This is a genomic window from Bacillus sp. 05T21 (assembly GCF_056396785.1).
Map to the genome: position 1 here is coordinate 516,316 of NZ_JBFTMD010000002.1, position 23,802 is coordinate 540,117.

A 23,802-nucleotide genomic window follows, 5' to 3' on the forward strand; every position below is an offset into this window, starting at 1 on the left:
TATACAGATAAACAATTTAAAATAAGAAAAAAGCGCGTAATTTCCGCGCTTTTTTTAAAGAAATATGATATATTAATATAATTTTATTTTTCTTGTACTATTTTTTTAAAAACTTCCGTTTCATGTTATTCATCTTTCAAATGAAAATTAATAATAGCTTTATATAAAAATGTTGCATATTGCTCACGTGTTACAACTTTATTCGGTTCAAACTTTCCATTTCCTGTCCCTACTATGACATTATTTGATTGCAGAGCACTAATTGAATTTTTTGCCCAGTAATTATTCGGTACATCTTTAAATGTATGCTGTTGCTTCACTTCAAATGAAAATGCCTGTGTAAGAACTTGCGCTACTTCTGCACGTGTAATTGTTTCCCTAGGTCTAAAGTTCCCCTTCTCATCACCTTTAAAAATACCGCGCTCTGTTAATGCTAAAATTTCATTTGGAAACATTGTTGATCTTTCAGAAATATCCTTATAAGGATTTTTTAATGGGCCTTCATGTTTTATATTAAGTGCGCGATACAGTACTGCCGCCACTTGTTCACGTGTTACGTTATCACCTACACCAAACTTTCCATTTCCATAACCTAGCATAATTTTATTATATGCCGCATCTAGAATATAATCATATGCCCAATGGTTTACTGGGACATCGTCAAATACAATCATTTCAGGATATTCTTCTGCTTTTATGTTAGGAACATTTGCACTTACCAATAATCCACCCATAATAGTCGCTGCCGCCATTATACGGAACATTTTTTTCTTCATAGTCCTCGCTCCTTCATTTCCACTTTATTAAAAGTGGAACATAATAGACTAAATTCTTTCCCCATATTACATATGCTGTATTTGCAAGCCGTATGTAATATATTGCATTTTTAACATCTATTATTTTGAAGATTACTAGGAGAGCCAATTCGCTCTCAATTCCAATTGGTATTCTGAATTGCATGCAAATCATTTGAAGAAATATTCTTATCTTTGCGCTCTAGTTTCTCTGTTTGATTTTCAAAAAGGATAAACAAAAGCTTTTGCAAAGATGTTATATATACAATATTCTACTATCTACTAATCAAGTCCTTCACTTATAAAAATTTCACTTTATAGACAAAAAAAGCGCAAATATCATATTTGCGCTTTTTTCGATCTTCATAGATTAATCGTTTGCGTAGAATCTATGAATTGCATTATTTAAGAACTTCGCATACTGTTCACGGGTTACAAGTTTTTCTGGTTCAAATAAAGTGAAACTTTAATCAGTGGGGGTTTTGTTCATCCCCCACTGATTATTGGCTCTCACCAATCGGGCGTTTACGGGCAGCAGGGCTCCCACCTAACTTCTTTGCTCCACCTGAATTTTGAGGTGGGAGTTTTACTGCCCACAAATAGCGGGATAAACCATTACCAGTTCCAACTATAGCTTTATTAGATTGTAAGGTGCTTATCGTATCTTTAGCCCAATCGTTTTCTGGTATGTCAGTAAATGTATGTTTTTCTTTCACTTAGAAAACCTTTATTTCTAAAAACTTCACCTTTCAGACAAAAAAGTACAAGTATAATCTACTTGTACTTTTTTTATACTCTTATTTATTCCCATTTCCCTGGTGAATTATAAATTGCTTGTTGTAAAAACTTAGCGAATTGCCCACGTGTAACGAGCATTTCAGGCTCGAACTTACCATCTCCGGTTCCTACCACGACTTTATTAGACTGCAATGCACTAATTGCATCTCTTGCCCAATAGTTTTCTAGTATATCTGTAAATGTATGCGGATGCTTTGCTTTTAACGTATATGCTTTCGTTAAAATTTGTGCTAATTCTGCACGAGTCAATGTTGCTTTCGGACGGAAATTCCCATTTTCGTCTCCTTTAAAAATACCAAGGCTTGTTAAATGTAAAATTTCGTAAGGGAACATTGTTGATTTCCCACTAATATCTCCATATGGATTCTCTTCAAATGGGCTTCTTTTTAAATTGAGTGCGCGATGTAGTACTGCTGCTGCTTGTTCACGTGTTATATTATCTTCTACCCCAAACTTACCGTTTCCATATCCATACATAATACGGTGATATACTAAATTCATAATTTCATTATAAGCCCAATGATCATTTGCTAAATCATCAAATTCTAGCATAATATCAGGTGGAGGTGGAGATTGTTGAATTCCATCTGTATTTGCTGAAACAATATTACCGCTAACAAATATCCCCCCTATTAAAGTTAATGATATCGCTATCTTTAATAACTTTTTCATCTCTCTCATCCGCCTCTTCCTTTATTTTCCCACTTTTATATTGTACGAAAAACAAGAAAATTCCCAATGCGATAGGAGGTAATTTTTCACACTTCATAATACGTATTTTCTTTTACCACCACTTTTTCATCCTTCGTTTTTCGAAAAGTAAATGCCATTCCTACAAATATAAGAATAATCCCTACAATTTGCATACTAGTCGGTCTAAAGCCGGTAAAGATCGTATCTAACAAAATTGCAACAGCAGGATCTAAAAACACTAATACAGAAATAAGTCTCGTCGGTAAATCTCTTAAACTGTCAAAAAACAAGTAATATACAAACCCAGTATGTATAAGACCTGTCGCTGTGATCATCATCCAGTTCATCTCTGTTAATCCTTGAAATTTCCCGAAATCTACGAATGGTAGCAATAAAAACATGCCTAAAAACGTTTGTAAAAAGGTCATCGCATATGCGCTCGTATGCTGAATCCCCTTTCCTAGTAACGTGGTAAAAGCATAAAATAAAGCCGCAAGAAGTGCCCATACCATTCCAGATGACATTAATTTCTCAAGCGACATACTACCGTCCACTCCAGCTACTAACACTGTGCCGATAAAGCAAATAACAATGGACATAACAGCAAATACTGTAAGTCTCTCTTTAAATACGATACTACCGATCATTAATACGATAATTGGCGCGAGATGATACACTGAAATCGCAATTGTAATCGACATGAGTTCAAACGCTTTAAATAAAAACACCCAGTTAAAAACGAGAAATACGCCACATGCTAATATTTGCACAATTTCTTTTTTATTCCATTTCTCATTTTTATATTGTCCTGTTGCAAACCAACATAGCGTTAAAAATAAAGTCGCACAAATACAACGAATAAATACTAATTCAAAAGATGGTAAACCCGTTTGGACAGAAAAAAATCCAATCGATCCGAAAATAGACATCGAAAGGATCATTTTTATAGCCGGCATTGATTTTGAATGAAACAAAATATTAACCTCCTAAACGTTTAACTGAATATTCTACGTATTATACACTATAATTTTCCAAAACTCGAATCATCCACAATAAAAAGAAGCAGTACACTACTGCTTCTTCTCTCTTTCATATTGTTCAAACGTATGAATTCTTTCGAAAATTGGTGGATGTGTATATAAGAAAAACTTCACTAACGCAGGCGGATTCACTTGGCTTAAACTTGTTTTTGATAAATATTGAAAAGTTTTCACACCTGATTTTCCATCTTTCGTCATGTCTAGAGCGTATTGATCTGCCGCCCGTTCCTCTATACGAGAAACGTAGTTTGTTGCTGGTTGTGCTGCAAAAGATAATAAAGAGGAAATTAAGAAAAATAAAGGTAAAATTGAGAAACATGCTAATTTTGGAATTTGCAGTGTATCTCCCCATTTTCGAATACACATATTTATAATACGACTAATTAAATACATACCTATAAACGATAGCAACACATAGCTCGCAACGCCCCAATATATATGTTTCATTACGTAATGTCCCATTTCATGAGCCATTATAAATAAAATCTCTTTATCTTTTAATTGCTTAAGCGTCGTATCCCACATTACAATGCGAGAGTTAAGGCCAATTCCCGTTACGTACGCATTTAACGAATTCGTTTTTTCCGACATATTTACTTCATATACGTGCTTAGCTGGAATATCAGCTTTATCTGCCATTGTCAAAATTTTCGTTTCTAATTCTTTATTTTTTAGCGTCGAGAAATCATTGTAAAGTGGATCAATAATAACAGGTTGCACGAACGTTAAAAAGATTGTAAATGGTACAGAGAGCGCCCATCCTGCTAACCACCATCTCTTCGGGAATTTACGGATAAGCCATAAAAGAACTGTAACAATGAGTAACATAGTCGCATAATTCACCCAAAAATCGATAACATGATCTTTTATCCAGCTTTGTGTACTTTGCGTGGAAATGCCGTAATCAACGGACACTTTACGCCCGATCCATTGCATCGGTAATGCAAGAACTGTTGTTAGTAGTGATAAATAAAAGAAATAAATCGCAACTTGTAAGACATTTATTTTGGTCGTTTCCTTCGACCATTTCTCAAACTTTTTTGAAATACCGAGCACGAGTACAAATAATAAAATAATCCATTCAAGAGGCGTCGCTAAAAAGAACAGTAAATTTTTCACACGCGAATAATCTTGACTTAGCGCAAGCTCCCTCGCATTCATAAAAGTTTCTGGATCTGCACTCGTTCCTTTATACATGTCCGGAATGAGTTCATGATTCCATCCAAATAAATACCAATATATAAGTAACGCAAACCCAACGTACAAAAAAAGCGACCACCCAATAACTTTCCTCACGCTATTCCCTCCTCTATGCTGCCTGTCTATTATTATTGTAAGTTCGTACTTTCAAAATTAGAACAAGCTAATCGTGATAATTGTTCTAGCTCGTTCAATTTACATAAAAAAACTCTTCTATTACAAGAAGAGTTTCACCTATTTTCTTCGGCTCATAATCTAGTATAAGAAATGTACTTTCAAACAAGCTCCTTTTACATATCCTATATATTCATAACCCTTAAAATCCGCCTTAAGGAAGTACATCTATTAACAAACTAAAATCTTGCAAAGAAAATGAACTATATTTCATAATACCTTGTACAGTTAGAAGTAAAATAAGACCCATCACACACATATAATTAATACTTTCTTCATGTTTTTTCTCAGCAACTACTCCGCCCGTTATGCATAAAATCCCTAATAAATGGAGCGCTAAATACATAAAAAAGTAAGCTTCCTCCCAGCGAAGAACAACATTTACTGTCGTAATTAATACTAAACTCAGTACAATCAAATAAAAAAACTTATTTGACGATATTGTTTCATTCATATAATTTTATACATCCCTTTCAAATTTTGAATTAATGATGATTTAGTTTTCATAAAATAAAAGTCCCCATCACTTTCTCAAACATTTTATGAGCCCTAACATAATTCACTTCATTTTTTACATACTGTCTGAAGATGCGCTTCATCATTTCTTCTATAATAAAGCTGACTATTATTAATGTCCCTAACACGATAAAAAGAAAAATAATATTTCCTGTATCATTATTGATGGAAAAGTACTTATATCTAATAGAAGTACAATAATCTATCATTTCCTTCAATATTTTCTCAAACGTCTTCTCTACCTTATTTATCTCCTATTATACTTGAAAAGCTCTTCTCCCTCTCCGTATATATAACAGGCACTTCTTTACTCCAATATTTGCGGTTAACAAATAAAAAGATGAGTACTAAGTTTAATCCTGTCATAAAAATAATTAATCCTGGAAAGAATGTCGTATAGTTCGAAAAATCGGCAAAACTCATTATCTTTTCTCTACTTACTAAAAAAGAAGAACTAAGCACAAGCGCATTGTTTAACATATGGATAGCAATTGGCATGAGTAAGCTTTTCGTACGAATATATACAATTGATAGTACGATGCTAAACACAACTGCACCAAGGAAATCAACATGTAAGCATGCAAATAAAAGTGCTACAACGACCATTGCTATACTAGTACCCCATTTCGCTGCAAAACGCTGTAGTAAAAATCCTCGAAAAACAAATTCTCCGACAATAGGCGCGATAAATACAACCCTAATAAATTGAAATACATATCCCCCGGTACTATCTATAATCGGTTCATGCAAGGCATTCATAATAAAATCTGGTGTAATCCATGCAAAGCTGTACATATATAAAATAAGATAGCCGTAACTAAACATACAAAGCATAATCGCGATGTACAAAACTTGCACTAGGTTAAATGTTTCGTTTCTATTAATAAATAATGAAAATGAAACACGATGCTTTCTATATCCGTAAAAAATCCATATTATTGGAAGGATATAAAATATAAGCATATTTATAAAAGATGAATTTTGTATATGAAATGTACTTTCTAGCAATTCATTACTGCTTCGTGCTATTAAAATTAATAGTGCAAATACAATTAAAAAATATCTAGCTCGCATCGTTTGAAACGGATTCACATTCATCTCCTCCCCATGTTACTTTTATCATATCATTTGAATCTTAATTTTTTGTGAAAGAAAACCTTAAAATTTCCTTAAAAATTCCATAAGTTACAAAAAGATGATATGATATTCGAGGAAATTAGGAGGGATTCATATGTATCACGCAAATATTCTACTCATTGATGATGAAACAGCAATTTTACAATTACTAACTACCATTCTTGAAAAAGAAGGTTTTTCTCATATTACAACTGCAACATCTGCGGAAATAGCCTTATCTCTCACCGAGCAAAACAATTACGATTTAATTATTTTAGATGTCATGCTTCCTGGACAATCCGGTTTTGACATTTGTCCAATCATTCGCCAAAAAACGGATTGCCCTATCTTCTTCCTAACAGCAAAAACATCTGATGTAGATAAAATCTCCGGATTTTCATACGGTGCGGATGATTACATTACGAAACCATTTAATCCACTAGAAGTAGTCGCTCGTATGAAAGCTCAACTCCGAAGACATATGAAACAAAACATACAAGAGCAAAGAATATACTCCTTTTCTTTTGGGAGATTTGAAATTGATCAACATTCTGCGGAACTAACAGTAGATGGAAACGTTGTCGAATGTTCCGCTCAACTCTTTCAACTACTACTATTCTTTTGTGAGAATCCGAACTACGTATTTTCGAAGGAAGAATTATATGAAAAAGTTTGGGGAGCACCTGCCTATAATGGAGATGATAATACTGTTATGGTTCACATTCGAAAACTACGTGAAAAAATTGAACAAGATCCAAGTAAACCAGAATACATAAAAACAGTTCGTGGACTTGGCTATAAGTTCATTACAAAGTAGGTTAAAGATATGAATTTTAATAAACGACTTATAATCCAGTTTATTTTACAACACGTTTTTGTCTTAGTTACGTTACTTATCGCAGTAATTGCTTCTTTTTCTTATTTAATTTTTCTTCTTAATAGTACTTTATATGAACCTAATATTTCTGATTATGATACCTTTACAATCTCCGAATATATTTCTTCTGAAGACAATAACATTACTTTAAAATCTGAGGTAAAAGATTTAATAACAGAAAAGAGTGATTGGCTTCAAATTGTAGATGAAGATGGAAAGGTCCTTTACAACTTTAATACGCCTAACGATGTTCCGACCTCTTACACAAAGACATCCTTACTTACGTATTTACAGAATAGTAACAACAATATTTATAAATTTAACTATTGGGAAATTAAATTAGAAAAGAAACCAGTGATCGTTATTTACGGTGCCAAACTAAAAAGTAATGCATTACTAAAAACGATACAACAAGGACACCCTTCTTTATCATTAAGTGAATTTGCATTAACTGAACAAGAAAAACAATTACTTTCTAAAGAAAAAGCAACACTGCAAATATTTAATAACAATGGCGAAGAAGTTTTTTCCTATCCAACTGGGAAGAAAAAAACATTTTCGGCTATAAAAACGGCTCTTAATGAAAAAGAACCGTGGAATTATAAAGAAAATATATCTAGTTTTTACGATTCAAATAGCGGTCATCTCGTCGTTGTATCCGCCCCAAACACTCATTATTATCCAGATGATGAATTAGATGATATATTTACCAAGAAACTTCTAATCGGATGCAGCTTAATCCTCCTTATTGTGTTTGTTTATTTAGTCATTCTTTCAATTTGGTATGGAAATAAGTTTGGAAAGCCTTTATTACACACGATGCGCTGGCTTAAAAACATAGCCGGAGGAAAATATGAAGAACCTGTTAGTAAAAAAGGCAAACCTGTTCGGTTTCGGCGCTCCGGTAAAGAAAAATGGTCGTTCCGCATATTTAAAGATGTTACAAACTCACTAGAGCACCTTTCTATTACTTTGAAAAAGAACGATGCAATGAGAAAAGTACTGCAACAAACACGTGAAGAGTGGATTACCGGCCTGACGCATGATCTAAAAACACCGCTTAGCTCTATATACGGCTATGCATTATTACTAGAATCGAAGCAATATAATTGGACGGATCAAGACATTCAACAATTTGGCCATGTAATGAAAGAAAAATCTCAATATATGACTACATTAATTGACGACTTAAGCTTAACATATCAATTAAAAAATGATACTCTTCCTGCGCAACACGTAAATGTTGAAATTAATCAGTTCGTCCGAAAAGTACTATTACAATTTATTAATAACCCGACACTACAAAATCAAAACATTGAATTCGTGCCAAGTTCAAGCAAAATCCAATATTTTATTGAAGAAAAATGGTTCCAACGTATTATCGAAAACCTACTCGCAAACGCTGTAAAACATAATAATGAAACGACAAACGTAATCGTAAAACTTTCGCAAAATGCAAATTCATTTACACTATCTATTTCAGATAATGGAAAAGGCATGGATGATAAAACGAAAGAACTTCTATTCGAGCGATATTACAGAGGAACGAATACAGAAGAAAGCAACATCGGAACTGGACTTGGTCTCGCCATTACAAAACAGCTCGTTCATGCCCATAACGGAACGATTTTCATTGATAGTGAACTTGGAAAAGGAACGACGATTATACTTGTGTTTCCGTTTAGTTCGTAGAAAAGGCGCTATATGGCGCCTTTTCTTTTTTGGATCATTATTTCGTGAAGGAAATTTTGTTGAGTATCTTTTATTTTTTCTTTTCTGGGGAAGTTTTGCGGTAAATGAAATTATATCGATGATTTTCTAAATATATCAACCGTAACTCGAATTATATCAGCGATTTTCAAGATATATCGATTTACCGACAAAAATCGTCAAATATAGCAACCTATATTATAAGAGCAGCTGTTTCATATTTCTTACAAACAACGATTCAACAATCAGGTTTTTACGAAATAAAAAAGCGAACCACTTAGTGGCTCGCTTTTCCTCCTATTATTTCTTCTTCACTGGTATCCAAAGCTCAACTTGAGCAAACTCACTCTTATCTGCATGGCAACGCTCATCGTATTGTTCAAACTCTGTAACTCCGCAATGTTCATATCCTGAATGCGGGAACCATTCTGAGAATACTGCATTCCACGTTTGGTGAATAGACGACACCATTTCTTCATGAGGAACTTTCGGCGTTGTAAATACTGCATATGTCGCCGCTGGGAATGTACGCTTTGCAACTGCATTTGGTACATTTTCAAAGTCTGTAACTTCCATTCCAATAATATAAGTGAAGTCCCCTGTTTCTAAATTAAAATCAGTACATAATCCTAGCTCTACCCATTGGCTCGTATCTTTACGATTCGGAATCGTCGTTCCAAGATCTTTTTGTAAATATTCTTGCCAAAATACTGGGATATCTTGATGGTTTTTTCCTTCTTTACTTGTCGTCTTCAGCTCATAACCCGCCATTAAAAATTCTGGTTTATTTACAATACGATATTCCATTTGTATGCCCCCTAAATATGGATTTAATTTTCTTTGTTTTACATTCACTCTATAATACATTGGTGTTTCAATTTCTTGTTTTCGATATTCACTTGGTGTCATTTGAAATAATTTTTTAAAGGCTCTCGTGAACGTTTCGTGAGATTGAAAGCCATGCTCAAATGCGATATCAATAACTTTTTCATCCGTATGAGAAAGTTGATAAGCTGCCCGGGCTAACCTCCTCTTTCGAACATACTCCATTACTGTATCGCCTACTAACGCCTGGAATACACGATGAAAATGCGACTCAGAAAAACCTGCAACACGTGCTAAATTACGCAGCGTTTGTTTTTCCATTACATCTTCCTCAATATAATCAATTGACCTTTGAATTTGTGTTTCATAGCTTTCCATCTCTGTTCACCCGCCTTATATGTATTATGATAAAAGAGAATCCTATCCAATTCTTGACGTTTTTTACTATAATTCCATAAAAAAATGTAACTTTTTTATATGTATTTCGTTTTTATATATGAAGGGAGGGAAATGTAGTGAAACGCAAACAATCATTAGAAGAAATTTACTCAGAGCATATGCAAGATTTATTTCGCTATCTTCTCTCCCTAACCGGAGATTCTCATAGTGCTGAAGATCTCATGCAAGAAACATTTTACCGGATGCTCGTCCATATTGACTATTATAAAGGAGAAGAAATTAGGCCGTGGTTATTTACAATCGCCTACAACGCCTTTATCGATTGGCACCGAAAAGAAAAGAAGTATAAAACAACGCAAATTGAAGAATTCCATTTACCAAACGTGCCAAGTACAGAGCACTCTTATTTCGTAAAACATGAGATTACGAGTTGGTTACAAAGTATATCCTCTCTTCCGCTCGAAAGACGAAATGTGTTACTACTACGAGATTACTACGGATTCTCTTATAAGGAAATAGCAGAAATGACTGGTCTCTCGTTAGCAAAAGTAAAAATTGAATTACACCGAGGACGAAAAGAAACGAAAAGCATAAAGGAGTGATACAGATGGGTTGTGCAGAGTTTAAAAAACTGTGGACGAAATACGAAAAAGGAACGCTCACACATGACGAACAAGAACAGTTAGAAAGTCATATAGAAACTTGTGCAGAATGTGAAGCTCATTTAGATGAATTGCTTGCGAAGAGTGAACCCGTAAAGAAAAAATTACCGCCAAAAGATCTTAAAGTTCCTTTTTGGAGAATTAAGTGGAAACATCGGTTACAAACGTTTGGTTTTATATTATCCATTTGCATCGTTATATATATAATCGGCGGGGTATTATCAGCCTTTTATTTTCAAGCTAATAATGATAAAAGGCTAGAAGAAATTAGAGAAGTTCCTTCGCTTGCACTTGAAGCAACTATCCCAAATAGCCGTGTTATGGGGGGCGGAACAAGTGTAGAAGCTTTTTTCCGTACGAACAGCAGCTTCGATTTAGTAAGAACCGTCGGTAAAAAAGAAATGCCACTCGGTACAGTAGAAACAAAAAGCTTCTTATCATCTGTAGATGTCACGAAACAAACTTGGATGAATCCGTTCTATCAACCAAAACTCTTCTTTGTTCATCCCAAAACAAAGCAGGGTGATTATTTAAAGGATTCCTCAAAAAAAGTATGGGATACACTTGCAAAAGTACATGATGGAACCGTTGCAGAAGTAGCAATTTCTTTTGATAAAACTTACACTTTAAAAGAATTAGAACCGCTTTTATATAGCATATTCGAAGCACAAGAACTCCCTCCAACTCCTGTATGGTACGCTTTAGATACGGGACAAGAAAAAACAAATGTAGAAGATTACATCCTACATGGCGGGGAAGCTATAGGATTTCCAGAACACGTAAGATTCCTTAATAGTGAAACAGACACGCAGAAAACACCAGAAGATAAAGTAATCGAAATGATGCGTATTCTTTCTACACATAAAAAAACGGTAAGCAAAATAGCTGCGTTTCCTGAGAAAGAACTAAACTTAGATAAACGTTATAAATATGTAAAAGATAACGGCGTAAAAGTATACGGCATTGTCATTACTGGCCCGTCAAAAGAGTTATTAAAATTACAAAACTCGCCTCACGTACGTTATGCGACTCTTGGAGATATTGAGGTTTGGAATTGGTTTGATTAGTGAAAATGAAAAGGTTGCGTAGAAAATAGCAGCTATTTTCTACACAACCTTTTTAATAATTTAAAACCTATATTTCACTAACAGAATCCGTGAATAAAGCGTGGAATACGTTAACTTCCCCCATACGTAAACATTCCGTTTCTATATCAGGAATTGTAGTTCTAGCAACCTCTCGTTCTACTCTTACAAATCCTTTTGTATTCATTAGTTTTTCAAATTTACAAATGGTATCCATTTCTATATCAATGATTTCAAAAGCCCACTCTCTTAACTCTTCATCATATGTTGTTTTTAATACGTAGTAATAATAATATTTATCAAGTAAGCTAACAAAAACCCCTAAATCAAGGCGCTCGCCTCTTGATTTTCTTATCCAATCAATATCATCATTTAACATCGGTTCTTTTCCGTTTAGTAACACATTATATTCTAGACAATTATATAGGTTTAAATCTGTATAGTCTGACACGTGATAATCACAAAATGTTGACTCGATTAAAGACAAAATTTCCTTTTGAGAGCTTTCGTTTTTTATAAAACTCTCTTTTAAGGATACAAACTTTTTATGCTCTTTGGACTCCTCGTACAATCCCTCTTCTTTCACAATATTTTTCGGAAAGAATTTGTAAACTGTTTCTTTTAATTCACTCATCATTTCAGGTTTTGCCGTTTTAACCATTCTGTAAATCCTCCTATGCTAAAAAGAATTCTCACCGCAATAAAGAATTATGACCTAAATATGTTATTAATTAACAAATAAATTATATTAAAATAAGCAATATGATTCAATTCTGTTTTTTTAAAATTTTTCTGTTATAATGGATGATTCCGAACATTTTCTTTATCATAATATGAAAATTACAACAAAAAACGACAAAAATCTTTAAATTACCTTAAAAAATATAACAATCCATATATAAAGAACGAAAGATTCTAAAGCGATTATTGAAAAATATATTATTTTTGTCCCATTAAAAATTAGTACTTTTTTCACAAATTATTTTTGATGGAAAACTTTATAAAAATTATTTTTTACTATAAAAGGTATTTCTCTGGTAAAATATTATAGTCTCGTAAAAATGTAACACATTTCCATACGAACAACCCTTTAAAGCGAAAAGGTGTCATCATAATTGATGACACCTTTTCCTATTACAAATAAACTAATTAGAAATCACTTTCACATACATCCCTCTTATCGCCTTTTCATAAGCGATATCGCTCATCTGTCTTATTTTTTCCGATATAACAGACGATCGAACAACTTCACCTTCACGAAGTAATGGAGGATCAATAAGACGCACTTTATTTTTCTGATGTAGATCATACTCATCTCTATCTTCTTTTACTTCTATACTTGGATGAACTTTTCTTAATAAAGCATCTACTTCTTGATCTTTACATAGCTGTAATTTCGTAATAAGCTCATGATCTTCAAGAAGAAAATCATCTGGATGGATTATCTTTTTATGAAGAGCTAATTTTAACGTTTTAGCTAACATATCGTTTCCATAAATATTCATTGGTTTCATAAAGAAATCAATTACTTCTTTGTAATACGTCTTCGTAAACCACTCTGCCATTTCGATACTTTGAAGAACCATTTTCCCATTAACTGCGATTAAATCATTTAAAAAGTCTTGAGCTTCTTCTAAAGAAATATATCCATATGTAAACATATCTCGTAATGTATAATCCACTCGGTCTGCACATAATTCTGGCGCAGATCTTTCAAGTAATGTCCACTTCGAATCATCTAACAAAATATTTTCATAGTTATAACCATGTTTTGAAAGAATCGCCGGGATTTCCGAGTTTTTCACGACAGCACTAAATATTTCTTCATGATAACTTTCATTTTCGTTATCAAAAACATAATCAATCACATGAGAAAAAGCAGTATGCGATACGTCATGCAGTAAACCAGCAATCTGTTCTTCTACTGAACCACCAAGCTTTTTAATTAACAACATAGCACCAACTGAATGATCAAAACGTGTTACATTCCATTTCTCATTCATTAAGTAACTTGCTCCGGCTTGATGAACCCCTTTCAGCCTTTGCACAGGTTTACTTAAAATTAATTCTTCTAACACTTTATCTACTTTAAACTCACCGTATATGACATCTGATATGATCACTTAAAATCCCCCTTTTCAAGCAGAGTCTTCTTATAGTATCTCTTTTTCCAAAGAGAGTAAATACGGACATTCCGCCCTTATATATCTATAATTAAAAATATATTGATTTTACGTTTGTTTTTATGTATATTATAAATGTCTGTTATTTGTTTTAATTCATTTGTTATACTTTTATTGAGCGCTCCTTATATGGAGCCTTTTTTTATTGAAAAATGTGGGGACTTTCATTTCTATCAAGCTAAGATATTAAAGTATCCCAAAAAGAAAATTTTATCTCTTCATAGTTGTCCATGGGAATTCAGTTCGTTTTTTTATTTCGCGAAACAATGTACTTCTTAACTTGATGGCGATGTGGCGAGTTCCTTTTCTTCCTCCACTCCGATTATACCTATTGAATTTTCTTCTCTCTTATCTCATGCCAGCCACACTCTCTCCAAATAATTTTTAAATAAAAACATGGATAAACTAATAAATATAAATTAGGAATCCACCAAGAAATATCGAAATCTAAACGGATTGTCCAAAATGCTAGAGCTTGTAATCCTGAACAAAAAGTTAAAATTAATGATACGAACGCAAAATGGCTCCAAATAGTATTTTGTTTAAAGTGCAAATACAAACTTAAGAATCCCGTCAACGAGATTAATAAATCTAAAGGTAGAAAAGACCAATTCCATGCCACTAAAATAGGATTTTGATAATCTTTAAACAAATATTCTTGTGGAATCATATGAAAAATTGTTATGAACCAATACATAACGAACCCAATATCAGTAATAAGGAAAAAATATTTTAAACGGTTCAATGTACATGCTCCTCCACCACTTCTTTTTTCTTCTCTTCATGTGCTGCACTATTAAAATTTAAGATTACAACTCCAATTAAAATAAAAAGAATCGCTAGTATCTTAATTACATTGATACTTTCTCCAAAATAAACAAAACCAATTATTGTAATCGTTACAATTCCCATACCTGACCAAACTGCATATGCAACGGACATCTCCATCCCCTTTAATGTAAATGACAGAAATGAAAAACTTACTACATAAAATACAAAAATAAGAATACTTGGGACAAGTTTCGTTAATCCATCAGATAGTTTCATCGCAGTTGTACCAGCTACTTCAAATAAAATTGCGAAGCATAAATAAATCCATTGCATTATTCTCCCACCTTCTATTTCGAATTGGAAATTCCATACAACAACATGTCCATAATTGATTCAAGCATACTTCCTAATGTATATTCACTCTTTTCAATAAACATAGGATCATATATGCGATTCAGTGCTCCTAAATATACTTCAATAAAAAACGGAACTTGAATTTGTCTAATACTCCCTTCCCTCATTCCCTCCTCTATTAACCGTATTACAGTAGACCAACCTTCACGTAAAAATTGATCTAATTTCAACCATTGATTATAATGGTTCTTTTTTAGTTCTACTAATAAACGTGCATCCATGAATTTAAATTGTTGTGGAGTGCAAATTAAAATGCTTCTTATTTTTTCAACTGTTTGTAACGTATCATCTTCAGCGATATTTTTTTCCTTTTCTTGAATACTTTCTATAACATTGAGAATAACTTCATCTACTATCTCATCTTTTGAAGAGTAGTGCTCATAGATTGTCCTCTTACTCACAGCTAATTGTTTTGCTAAGTCACTAATTGTAAATGTAAATCCCTTCGTTTGAATTTGATAAATTGTTTCTGTTAATATTCTTTGTTTCATAATCCGCCCCCTAAACCCTTGGTACCCATTCAGTTTTATTGGTACCATTTTATTTTACAATATTTAACACTACCTACACAACTAGTATTTCACAAACTCTCTTTTATTTAACGAATTAAAATCGCGTCTGTTAGTTCTCCTAGTTCAGCTATTTAATATCTCAATCGTTGTTTCAGCAAACCAAAAACTGGTAAAATATAAGATTACTGAGGACGATAAAGTTGCATTTATAGTATCTTGATCACATAAATTTAAGAAATTAGATGCGGAAAGTAAAAAACTACATGCACAGTTACAATTTGTTTATGCAGAGGTTTATGAAAAATAAGGGGCCATACCTGACTGTTCAACAATCGGGTTAATTTGCAGGGTAATACTGATACATGAAGCTCTAGATAAAGTTAAACGCAACTCTATAGTTTTTAGGAATTACGTCGCATACTGTTAGAAATTTGATAACATAAGTATATTATTGAATTTCATCAAAAAATATTACCTAAATAATGATAGGTACAATGCAGCGAACGAAGCCACTTGGAAACTAATTTATAATTATAGTATGAAAGGTCGGATAACTATGAGTAGTTATTTTCCAAAAGCGGGGAAGTTAATTGGTGGGATAATTATGCTTATTATTTTTCTTTCATCTCTTTGGCTTATATGGACTGGAGAAACAAACATTCGTTATAGTGGAGATCATAAGGGCACGATGCCTTTTTGGAACAAGTGGATCCCTGTTATTGTCGGTATACTCCTTGTCCGTTTCTTACCATTTCATCATAAAAACTATAATCCCCTTCAACAGTCTGAACCAAGGCGCATCATGATTCAAGCTATTGTCTTATTCTTGAGTGGATCCCTCTTCACGATTAGTCTTCTCACCACGAACTTTGAAGAGATGGCATTACAATTGTGGTTTATGATATTTAAAATTATTTTATTATTATTCACCCCATTAATGCTTCTTTTGTTTTATAAAAGTAACCCTAAAAAAGAGCGACCAAGATCTGTAAAATCAATAGAGAATAATAGATGGTATCGTTTTACACCACTTATTGTCATTATAATCTGGGGTTACTTCAACTTCTTTTCTGCATTCTCTACACCATTTGTTTCAGCGAGAATGGAACCCACGGTTTTAATCTTAATTTTACTCGTAGGGTTTCTTATAAATAGTGTACTTGAAGAGCTTTTTTATAGGGTTTGGTTGCAAACACGTTTGGAATTATTACTAGGTATTTGGCCGGCTATTCTTCTTACTTCATTGTTATGGGCGAGCTGGCATATCGCATTACACGGCTCTGGTCATTGGGATGTTGATACAGCTACGGTCATTGCAAACCATGGTATCGTAGGTCTATTCCTAGGATGTTTGTGGGCACGTTATCGCAAGGTATGGGCAATTATTATTGTCCATGGACTAATTAATGCACATCCACAACAACTAATTGAGATTATATTCAAGTAAAGGGCGCGATTGCGAAATAAAAACTAAAATGGGCTATACATATTAATCATGTATAGTCCCTTTTATATATAACCCTATGCAAAAGTAACCTCCACCTGTACAATTTCCGACCTACTTCCAAGTCTTAATGGTGGTCCCCAGAATCCAAACCCAGAAGAAACAATCGCGTGGAATGCACCTTTTTGTGCGTATCCCCAGTCCAGTTCGTACATTCTTCTCGTTACAATATGATTCGGTGCCATTTGTCCGCGGTGCGTGTGACCGGATAGTAGTAAATCAACGCCAGCATCCGCTGCTTGTTTCAATTCAAATGGTTGGTGATCCATTGCGATAACAGGAAGCGATTTATCTACCGTACTCATTAGATTTTCAAAGCTTTGACGATCACGCTCTGTTTTATCCCTTCTTCCAACGAGATAAAAATCATCTTCAATTGTAATGACTTCATCTAAAAGAATACGAATATCAATCTTATCCATCTCTTGTAAAAACTCAGGAACAGCTCGGCCATAATATTCATGATTTCCTAACACACCATATACGCCTAATGGAGCTTTCATCTGTTTCATGATTGGTCCCATATTTTTTTGAATGAACACACCTGGATGATCATCGATAATATCACCCGGCAGTAAAATAATATCGGGTTTCATTTCATTTACATGACGAACGAGTCTCTTTAAATGAGCAACTCCAGACAGTTTACCGAAATGCATATCAGAGGCCATCGCAATGCGTAAACTTTTACGCCCTTCTACTTTTTTCGGTATGTGCGCTTCGTACTTTCTTACTACTGGACTATATGCGTTGAATACTCCATACGCAAAAATAAAGATGAACGCAAGTAACACGGCCAATCCTGTCCAAACAATTGCCGTCTCTTTCTCCATTGAAAACTGTAGAAGGAAAACTGTAATATCGGCTAACGGCAATAACATAAGCGCGTATTGTATAACCGCAAACCAAATTGAACCGACCGTTCGCAGGAAAGGAAGGAATTTAAACACTTGTACGAGAATGTACGCATATGAAATAAATCCGACTATGAAAGCATAATATCCCCAAGATTCCCAGCCGAACACCGTACTGAGCCAAATCCATCCGTTCCAGCCGATGTAAAACATGAGTAGTGTGTATACAATTAAAATAGTGAATATATTGAGATAACGAAAATTTTTCACTGCTAGCCTCCTTATTGATTTCTTCTATTATATCTTGTTATGTACCAATAACGTAAATATTAAGCATTCCAAACGGACCGTAATAAGCTGCTTTATCTGCTACAGCACAAAGTTATTTTTACAGGTTTTCTTTATAGTAACCTGCTATTTGTGATCCTCTGGCATTAAATCGGACATTTTTTTGTAACTGATATATTAAAACCACCTTTTCTTAGAATTAGTTTTTTTCGGTCTATAATCCGTATATCCTTTTTTATACACCTTATAATATCCATCTACAAAAACCGCCACGTCCGGAATCAGTCCTATCCCTCCAACAGCTTTACTACCAGTGAATAGCGCTCCTTTGACCGCTGATTTCGCTATATTTTCACTTAATTATAAGAGCTACTTTTCTTTTTTTAAATCCCACTGGCTATCCCAACACACATACATAGAAAACAGTCTGCAAGAACGATAAGTTGTGAGTAGTTCACTGACGAGAAGATTCATAGTCAAATATAATACATGATAGTATTACCAAAAATACTACACCACTATATTGTATAGCAAGGGGAATACCATTTAAAACAGACGCTAATATGTCTGTAAATGTAACAATAAAAAGTAGTGTAAGTATCGTTAACATAAGTGCGGCTGAAAATAAGAAACCTTGTTTGATACATTTAAAAATCCAGCCGATTCCAATACATATTAAAATTATACGTACTGGATACTTTAAAAGTATCGAAAATAAATTATCTACACTATTAAAATTCATCATCAAATTCACCAAGATCACTTTCTGGATTTTTTATTATTTTAACGCTAGTTTTTATATGTTTGTTTATGTCCTTTGTATACTGCCTATCCAAAACATAAGCATTTTCTATTAATCTAACGCCCACAAATGCTTTGAGACTTAATTTTACCCTGCTTTTCTAGCAGCTTTATTCACATATTCCTTGTTATAGCCTGGCCTATTTTGCTGTTTATAATTATGTTTACCTGTAGAATACCAAAGATAAAACCCTGCGTATAAAGACAATCCTTTCTCTTAACATTGCAATTCTCTTTAAACGTTCGCTCACATTTATCCCCTCATGTATTAAGTAACTCAACATAATACAGCGTATCATCCGTCTGAAAATACATAACAGATCCGCGGCTATAATAAGTAACAAATTGAATCGGTTCTCCTAGTTCATTACGAAGATTCATATCATACACATGATTATTATTTAAATCATAAACAACCAACTTTTTATCTTGAGTAATGAATACTACTTTATCTTGAGCGACCGCAAAACTTTCCGACCATATTTCCCTAATTAAATTTATTTAATTCCATGACATATGAATTTTTTTATCTTTCATTTGAACTAAAGGAAATTCTGAATAATAATAGAGCCAAACGTCTCCATCTATAACGTTCATTGCATAACAATCATCTATATAAGGTATATTATATTTTTCTACATATTGATCATAACTATCAAAAATCAATTGACCTTTAGAATCAAAAGCAACTATACCATTTACTCCAATTGGGCACTCTCCGAAAACCCCTTCATCACAATAACTAACCCATATATCTTCATTCACATCAACCTGACAATCTTGAATCCCTTCGCCGGCATAAAACTTACAATGTTCACTTCCGTCCGAATTATAAATAACCGCATTATCATCTTCATAATTAAATATAAGTAACCATTTCTCTCCGATTCGTTGCATACATCGCACAGATTCAACATCGATATCTACGTTTAAATTGAATTTACTTATATTCACATTATTTTTATCCAAATAAATAATACAAGGTTGATCAGTATTATCTTGTACTAGTAAAATCACATTTTGTTTATAATCCAAACTCACTTTTTTTAACTGATAAGCTTCAACAATATCCTTAAAACTTATTAACTCTTTACATACAATATCTTTCATATAGATGAAAATCCTCTCATTGATTCTAAACATAAAAATAAGCGTCAAACTTCTATACTTTTAATAAGTTTGACGCTCGCTCTCAATTATTATTTTAAATACTACACTTTCATTCTCCTAATCCCACTCCCAGATTGGTGCGGCAGAAAAACCTTCAAGACTCATTTCCATTGAATTTAAAAGTATTTAAAAATGAAGAAAGCTGACTTTTAATACTAAGTATATATTCATGGAATTCATATATACTTAGCGTGCTATCTCCTTCAAGCTCTTTAAAACTAACTGAAATTTTGAAAGATGTATCAATATCCAAGTGACAAGTTAAAGATAACTCATTTGATTCTGATTTAAAATGTACTGTCCCAGATCCCAAGGTATATATTTTTTGGAGGTCTTTGTAAAAGTGATATATATCATTATTGTCAAAATAAAATGATGTCGTTTTCACTTTGAAACCAGAACAACCTAGTTCGCATTCTCCTTTGAAATAAGCTCCACCAAAATAACTATCTCCTTCACCTGAGAAGTCAGTTATAACAATCTTGATGAAATTATCATCCTGCTCGCCTATATGAAAACATTCCATTATTTATACCTCCCTATAATACGTATAACAGCTTGGCTAATAAATAACTAATCTAAAGTATAATTGTGGAAAATTTATATTTATAAGTTCATCTAATCTCTTATTGGTAATGAAGGTGTCTGACCTTTTTTTGCTTTAGAATTATAATGATAGTATAGCGTTTATCCTTATGTTTTTATAGCCAACAAAAATTAATGTGTACAAAAGAGAGAAAAATCTACATCAGCTTTTCTCTCTCTCAATCACTTCTCTATTTATTCTCCCTCTTCTAAAATCCCATATTGCACCCAACAAAATATTCGTTTCCCTTTAGCAGCATATATTGTTTGATCCCTTGAAAAAATATACTCAAATTGAATAGGATTTCCATCGCTATCTACTGTTAACAGAGTTGCTAATTTTTTATTTACAAGTGAATATGCATGTATTTGATTGTTATCTACACCAAAGATAATATTATTTTGCACTTTTAAATATAGTGATGTATGATTCAATGTTGTTTCATACAGAATAACTTGTTCGCATCGTTCTTTATTAATCTGTGTGAATGAATACGTTCCTTGCTCGTTATAGTAAGACATTAAAATATCACCTGTCTTCTGTATATGTATTGCTGTACAATCACAGACAGATCTCTTTATTGAATTATTAAATTCATTAGTAATTAAATCGCCATTCTTAGAAAAAATAGCTAATCCGCTCTTTTCAAATTTATTAATATCATATATATTTTCCCAATCTATCGAATCAAACTCTTCATCTGAAATAAACAATTCCTCTACAGAAGTAAATATACCTTCTTCACTATACCCAACCAATAAATGTTCTTCTTCATCAACTTGAAAATACTTTATTCCATTTCCTAAGTAATATGAAGCAACGATGTTTCCTTTTTTATCAAAAATTGTAGCCGTTGTATCTTCCTTTTTCTCAACGAAACTTTTAACCAAAATCCAATTTTCTCCTAAAGGTTGAATGAAGTTAAAATATTGATTATTTTCTATAGTATATTGTTTCAAAACGCCAGATTTCAACGAGTGTATAATTTTATAATAATAAATGTCTGTAACCTTTTTATCCAATACTAAAATTATAATATCTTGTTTGTTTCCCGTTGTAATGCAGAGAATTTCTCCTTCTATATATGAAAAATCCATCCGCTTATTAAATACTAGTTTTCCCACAACTAACAAACCTCCAATGAATCAATAATAATCTAATTCCTATCACTCCTGAAAACCTTCTTTATATTTATACTTTTACAATCGATACAAGCTGATTTCCATCACTGAATGTTGCTGTTACAGACTTTGTTTCTTTTCCACTCTCTACAACTTTAACACTTGTACGGTTTCTAAAACTATCATGTGTGCAAGATTTACTTCTTCCATTTTGTAATGTCGCGTTTAAAACGTTAGTGTATTAGATCATAATCCATAAAAAAAGAAGTGCCTACATCAGCTCTTCTTTTTAGAACGTTTCTATTATGAATTTAAATATTCAACTGAACATCCATTTTCATAAATTCTCTTTTATATAATTTTTAGCTACTTCATTATTTGGGTCATCTTTTAATATTTCTTTTGCCCAATTCATAGCTGATTTTTCTTCAAAAACATTCTCTGGAATACCAGCAAAAAACAATAGAAACTCTCTATATTGCATATTATTAGGTTCCAATTCTATACACTTCTTTGCATGATAAAAAGCAGCTAAATATGCACCCTCCAAATGACATAGTGGGTGACATAAAATATCTGATGCTAGTGAATGTAATTTAGTATCACTTCGACTCTCTAAATAACTAGTCAAGAAAGTGTATACAATAATATTTGGTTCATTAAAAGACCATTCCATTAATAAGTCTTCTAATTCCTCAATACTTATTTTATTTGCATGTGCTATCGCGTTTTCAATATCTCCTCGATAAATTTCATCTTTTAACAAATCATGCATTATTTCACCACCCATTCGATATATATCTTCTCTTCTTCACATACGTAACCGTTACCTGTTTCCCTTTCACTTTCATTTATTTTTATTAATAATAAGACGAGGCTCTATTTCTTTTAAGTTTTTAGAAAGATATTTAAAACGATAAAAAAAAGCGTAGTAGTTACTACTACAACACTTTTAATACATTCAAATCTATTTCATACAAAATAAACACATTAATTATCTAAATAATACTGTGATGCACTTATACATAGTTCTAATTTTATACTCCTACTGCTATTTATTCCATAATACGTTCTTCCCCATAACAAACAAATACTTGCTTTTCCGAACGTAAAGATACTATATAATACTCATCTTCAAAATGCCCTACTATATAACCCATTTCCCCCGCCAGTTCAATTGTTTCTTTATTAATATATACTCTTCTCCGCTCAAATTTTATATGTTTGATAATACTTTCTAACTCATTTTCGTTTACTTCCTTTTCAGAGAAAAGGAACATGAGGCTCCCATTCATACATACAGGAGAAATCACATCAAAAATATCAGTTGTAGGATCATACTGATTGATTAAAATTGTGCTCTTTACAGTGGATTTTTTCCAGTTGCACTCTTTTAATTCTTTTTCCCAAATGTACTTTTGCACCTTTGTTAATTCTTCTTGAACCCCTTCACAATTCACTAAAAGATATAAATGAAATTTCGACATCATTGTTTCCATAAATTGTTCCATGCTTGTATCAACATCAACTATATATCTATTAACCGATGATAATAAATTTAAAATTTTATCATTTTCATCTAGCACAAGAAAATATTCATTTTTTTCAGTTGCAGGCTTGTGCATTTCAATATATATATTCATATTTTCTCCTTGAAAGTAATTAAACACTCTTTTTATTTATTCAGTACTTGCCCATCTTCATCTTTT

At 32.8% G+C, this 23,802-nt stretch carries 23 protein-coding genes and 3 pseudogenes; 5 read left to right on the forward strand and 21 right to left on the reverse strand.

Translation table 11 applies throughout. The features are described 5' to 3' along the window. Positions 1–125: 125 nt before the first annotated feature. The 8 genes and pseudogenes from AC1DKZ_RS07625 to AC1DKZ_RS07660 all read right to left on the reverse strand — a co-directional run bounded on the left by AC1DKZ_RS07625 (position 126) and on the right by AC1DKZ_RS07660 (position 6,307). Positions 126–776 (reverse strand): S-layer homology domain-containing protein, encoded by a 651-nt coding sequence (locus AC1DKZ_RS07625; protein WP_404445976.1) that lies wholly within the window; start codon positions 774–776, stop codon positions 126–128. A gap of 629 nt (positions 777–1,405) precedes the next feature. Further along, a pseudogene (locus tag AC1DKZ_RS07630) lies at positions 1,406–1,510 on the reverse strand (S-layer homology domain-containing protein); the annotation flags it as partial. 85 nt (positions 1,511–1,595) lie between these two features. Next, positions 1,596–2,273, reverse strand: coding sequence for an S-layer homology domain-containing protein (locus AC1DKZ_RS07635; RefSeq protein WP_476995888.1), 678 nt, complete (start codon positions 2,271–2,273; stop codon positions 1,596–1,598). Between the two features lie 77 nt (positions 2,274–2,350). Beyond that, positions 2,351–3,259 carry a DMT family transporter gene (locus tag AC1DKZ_RS07640; RefSeq protein WP_476995889.1) on the reverse strand — a complete coding sequence of 303 codons (909 nt, stop codon included), beginning with the start codon at positions 3,257–3,259 and terminating at the stop codon, positions 2,351–2,353. 96 nt (positions 3,260–3,355) lie between these two features. Next, positions 3,356–4,621 carry a M48 family metallopeptidase gene (locus AC1DKZ_RS07645; protein WP_476995890.1) on the reverse strand — a complete coding sequence of 422 codons (1,266 nt, stop codon included), beginning with the start codon at positions 4,619–4,621 and terminating at the stop codon, positions 3,356–3,358. A 232-nt stretch (positions 4,622–4,853) separates the two neighbouring features. Beyond that, on the reverse strand, positions 4,854–5,153 hold the full coding sequence (locus AC1DKZ_RS07650; protein WP_001006056.1) for a hypothetical protein: 300 nt from the start codon (positions 5,151–5,153) through the stop codon (positions 4,854–4,856). A gap of 49 nt (positions 5,154–5,202) precedes the next feature. Then, entirely contained in the window at positions 5,203–5,424 is a 222-nt protein-coding gene (locus AC1DKZ_RS07655) for a malate synthase (protein ID WP_082179713.1), read from the reverse strand. 34 nt (positions 5,425–5,458) lie between these two features. Further along, a complete protein-coding gene (locus AC1DKZ_RS07660) occupies positions 5,459–6,307 on the reverse strand; it encodes a lysostaphin resistance A-like protein (protein ID WP_476995891.1) in 849 nt (282 codons plus the stop codon). 139 nt (positions 6,308–6,446) lie between these two features. Here AC1DKZ_RS07660 and AC1DKZ_RS07665 point away from each other — a divergent pair, with 139 nt between their 5' ends. Continuing rightward, complete coding sequence (locus AC1DKZ_RS07665) at positions 6,447–7,148, forward strand: response regulator transcription factor (RefSeq protein ID WP_002064182.1); 702 nt, start codon at positions 6,447–6,449, stop codon at positions 7,146–7,148. Between the two features lie 9 nt (positions 7,149–7,157). After that, positions 7,158–8,900, forward strand: a complete 1,743-nt coding sequence (locus tag AC1DKZ_RS07670) for an ATP-binding response regulator (RefSeq protein ID WP_476995892.1) — start codon at positions 7,158–7,160, stop codon at positions 8,898–8,900. Between the two features lie 318 nt (positions 8,901–9,218). Here the strand turns inward: AC1DKZ_RS07670 and AC1DKZ_RS07675 are convergent, their stop codons facing one another. Beyond that, positions 9,219–10,121 (reverse strand): AraC family transcriptional regulator, encoded by a 903-nt coding sequence (locus AC1DKZ_RS07675; RefSeq protein WP_219301589.1) that lies wholly within the window; start codon positions 10,119–10,121, stop codon positions 9,219–9,221. A 137-nt stretch (positions 10,122–10,258) separates the two neighbouring features. Here AC1DKZ_RS07675 and AC1DKZ_RS07680 point away from each other — a divergent pair, with 137 nt between their 5' ends. After that, positions 10,259–10,744: an RNA polymerase sigma factor gene (locus tag AC1DKZ_RS07680; RefSeq protein WP_476995893.1), complete on the forward strand. Its 486-nt coding sequence runs from the start codon at positions 10,259–10,261 to the stop codon at positions 10,742–10,744. Between the two features lie 5 nt (positions 10,745–10,749). After that, on the forward strand, positions 10,750–11,871 hold the full coding sequence (locus AC1DKZ_RS07685) for an anti-sigma factor (protein ID WP_431181504.1): 1,122 nt from the start codon (positions 10,750–10,752) through the stop codon (positions 11,869–11,871). A 67-nt stretch (positions 11,872–11,938) separates the two neighbouring features. On the opposite strand, the gene AC1DKZ_RS07690 is transcribed toward AC1DKZ_RS07685, so the two are convergent. The 5 genes from AC1DKZ_RS07690 to AC1DKZ_RS07710 all read right to left on the reverse strand — a co-directional run bounded on the left by AC1DKZ_RS07690 (position 11,939) and on the right by AC1DKZ_RS07710 (position 15,748). Continuing rightward, positions 11,939–12,550, reverse strand: coding sequence for a hypothetical protein (locus AC1DKZ_RS07690; RefSeq protein ID WP_219301585.1), 612 nt, complete (start codon positions 12,548–12,550; stop codon positions 11,939–11,941). A gap of 484 nt (positions 12,551–13,034) precedes the next feature. Then, a complete protein-coding gene (locus AC1DKZ_RS07695) occupies positions 13,035–14,012 on the reverse strand; it encodes an HD domain-containing protein (protein WP_476995894.1) in 978 nt (325 codons plus the stop codon). A gap of 388 nt (positions 14,013–14,400) precedes the next feature. After that, positions 14,401–14,817: a YvaD family protein gene (locus AC1DKZ_RS07700; protein WP_476995895.1), complete on the reverse strand. Its 417-nt coding sequence runs from the start codon at positions 14,815–14,817 to the stop codon at positions 14,401–14,403. Further along, positions 14,814–15,176, reverse strand: coding sequence for a DMT family transporter (locus AC1DKZ_RS07705; RefSeq protein WP_016093107.1), 363 nt, complete (start codon positions 15,174–15,176; stop codon positions 14,814–14,816). Before AC1DKZ_RS07705 ends, AC1DKZ_RS07700 begins: the two co-directional genes overlap by 4 nt. 14 nt (positions 15,177–15,190) lie before the next feature. Next, positions 15,191–15,748, reverse strand: a complete 558-nt coding sequence (locus AC1DKZ_RS07710; protein ID WP_002087086.1) for a TetR/AcrR family transcriptional regulator — start codon at positions 15,746–15,748, stop codon at positions 15,191–15,193. A gap of 577 nt (positions 15,749–16,325) precedes the next feature. Here AC1DKZ_RS07710 and AC1DKZ_RS07715 point away from each other — a divergent pair. After that, positions 16,326–17,216 (forward strand): lysostaphin resistance A-like protein, encoded by an 891-nt coding sequence (locus AC1DKZ_RS07715; protein WP_476995896.1) that lies wholly within the window; start codon positions 16,326–16,328, stop codon positions 17,214–17,216. A 74-nt stretch (positions 17,217–17,290) separates the two neighbouring features. Here the strand turns inward: AC1DKZ_RS07715 and AC1DKZ_RS07720 are convergent, their stop codons facing one another. The 7 genes and pseudogenes from AC1DKZ_RS07720 to AC1DKZ_RS07750 form a co-directional block, all read right to left on the reverse strand. Beyond that, positions 17,291–18,397 (reverse strand): metallophosphoesterase, encoded by a 1,107-nt coding sequence (locus AC1DKZ_RS07720; RefSeq protein WP_476995897.1) that lies wholly within the window; start codon positions 18,395–18,397, stop codon positions 17,291–17,293. A 1,080-nt stretch (positions 18,398–19,477) separates the two neighbouring features. Further along, positions 19,478–20,326 (reverse strand): annotated as a pseudogene (locus AC1DKZ_RS07725) (hypothetical protein). A gap of 154 nt (positions 20,327–20,480) precedes the next feature. Continuing rightward, on the reverse strand, positions 20,481–20,912 hold the full coding sequence (locus tag AC1DKZ_RS07730; RefSeq protein ID WP_476995898.1) for a WapI family immunity protein: 432 nt from the start codon (positions 20,910–20,912) through the stop codon (positions 20,481–20,483). A 254-nt stretch (positions 20,913–21,166) separates the two neighbouring features. Then, positions 21,167–22,096 carry a hypothetical protein gene (locus tag AC1DKZ_RS07735; protein ID WP_476995899.1) on the reverse strand — a complete coding sequence of 310 codons (930 nt, stop codon included), beginning with the start codon at positions 22,094–22,096 and terminating at the stop codon, positions 21,167–21,169. 85 nt (positions 22,097–22,181) lie between these two features. After that, a pseudogene (locus AC1DKZ_RS07740) lies at positions 22,182–22,325 on the reverse strand (Wall associated protein); the annotation flags it as partial. 105 nt (positions 22,326–22,430) lie between these two features. Beyond that, on the reverse strand, positions 22,431–22,868 hold the full coding sequence (locus AC1DKZ_RS07745) for a hypothetical protein (protein WP_476995900.1): 438 nt from the start codon (positions 22,866–22,868) through the stop codon (positions 22,431–22,433). 280 nt (positions 22,869–23,148) lie between these two features. After that, entirely contained in the window at positions 23,149–23,736 is a 588-nt protein-coding gene (locus AC1DKZ_RS07750) for a hypothetical protein (protein ID WP_476995901.1), read from the reverse strand. Between the last annotated feature and the right edge of the window lie 66 nt (positions 23,737–23,802).

Bases quoted from the DNA above. Each gene is read 5' to 3' on its own strand.
- AC1DKZ_RS07710 (WP_002087086.1), bottom strand. From the start codon at position 15,748: ATGAAACAAAGAATATTAACAGAAACAATTTATCAAATTCAAACGAAG.
- AC1DKZ_RS07715 (WP_476995896.1), top strand. From the start codon at position 16,326: ATGAGTAGTTATTTTCCAAAAGCGGGGAAGTTAATTGGTGGGATAATT.
- AC1DKZ_RS07665 (WP_002064182.1), top strand. From the start codon at position 6,447: ATGTATCACGCAAATATTCTACTCATTGATGATGAAACAGCAATTTTA.
- AC1DKZ_RS07685 (WP_431181504.1), top strand. From the start codon at position 10,750: ATGGGTTGTGCAGAGTTTAAAAAACTGTGGACGAAATACGAAAAAGGA.
- AC1DKZ_RS07655 (WP_082179713.1), bottom strand. From the start codon at position 5,424: ATGATAGATTATTGTACTTCTATTAGATATAAGTACTTTTCCATCAAT.
- AC1DKZ_RS07690 (WP_219301585.1), bottom strand. From the start codon at position 12,550: ATGGTTAAAACGGCAAAACCTGAAATGATGAGTGAATTAAAAGAAACA.
- AC1DKZ_RS07675 (WP_219301589.1), bottom strand. From the start codon at position 10,121: ATGGAAAGCTATGAAACACAAATTCAAAGGTCAATTGATTATATTGAG.
- AC1DKZ_RS07745 (WP_476995900.1), bottom strand. From the start codon at position 22,868: ATGCATGATTTGTTAAAAGATGAAATTTATCGAGGAGATATTGAAAAC.
- AC1DKZ_RS07625 (WP_404445976.1), bottom strand. From the start codon at position 776: ATGAAGAAAAAAATGTTCCGTATAATGGCGGCAGCGACTATTATGGGT.
- AC1DKZ_RS07635 (WP_476995888.1), bottom strand. From the start codon at position 2,273: ATGAGAGAGATGAAAAAGTTATTAAAGATAGCGATATCATTAACTTTA.
- AC1DKZ_RS07730 (WP_476995898.1), bottom strand. From the start codon at position 20,912: ATGGAATGTTTTCATATAGGCGAGCAGGATGATAATTTCATCAAGATT.
- AC1DKZ_RS07750 (WP_476995901.1), bottom strand. From the start codon at position 23,736: ATGAATATATATATTGAAATGCACAAGCCTGCAACTGAAAAAAATGAA.
- AC1DKZ_RS07670 (WP_476995892.1), top strand. From the start codon at position 7,158: ATGAATTTTAATAAACGACTTATAATCCAGTTTATTTTACAACACGTT.
- AC1DKZ_RS07705 (WP_016093107.1), bottom strand. From the start codon at position 15,176: ATGCAATGGATTTATTTATGCTTCGCAATTTTATTTGAAGTAGCTGGT.
- AC1DKZ_RS07650 (WP_001006056.1), bottom strand. From the start codon at position 5,153: ATGAATGAAACAATATCGTCAAATAAGTTTTTTTATTTGATTGTACTG.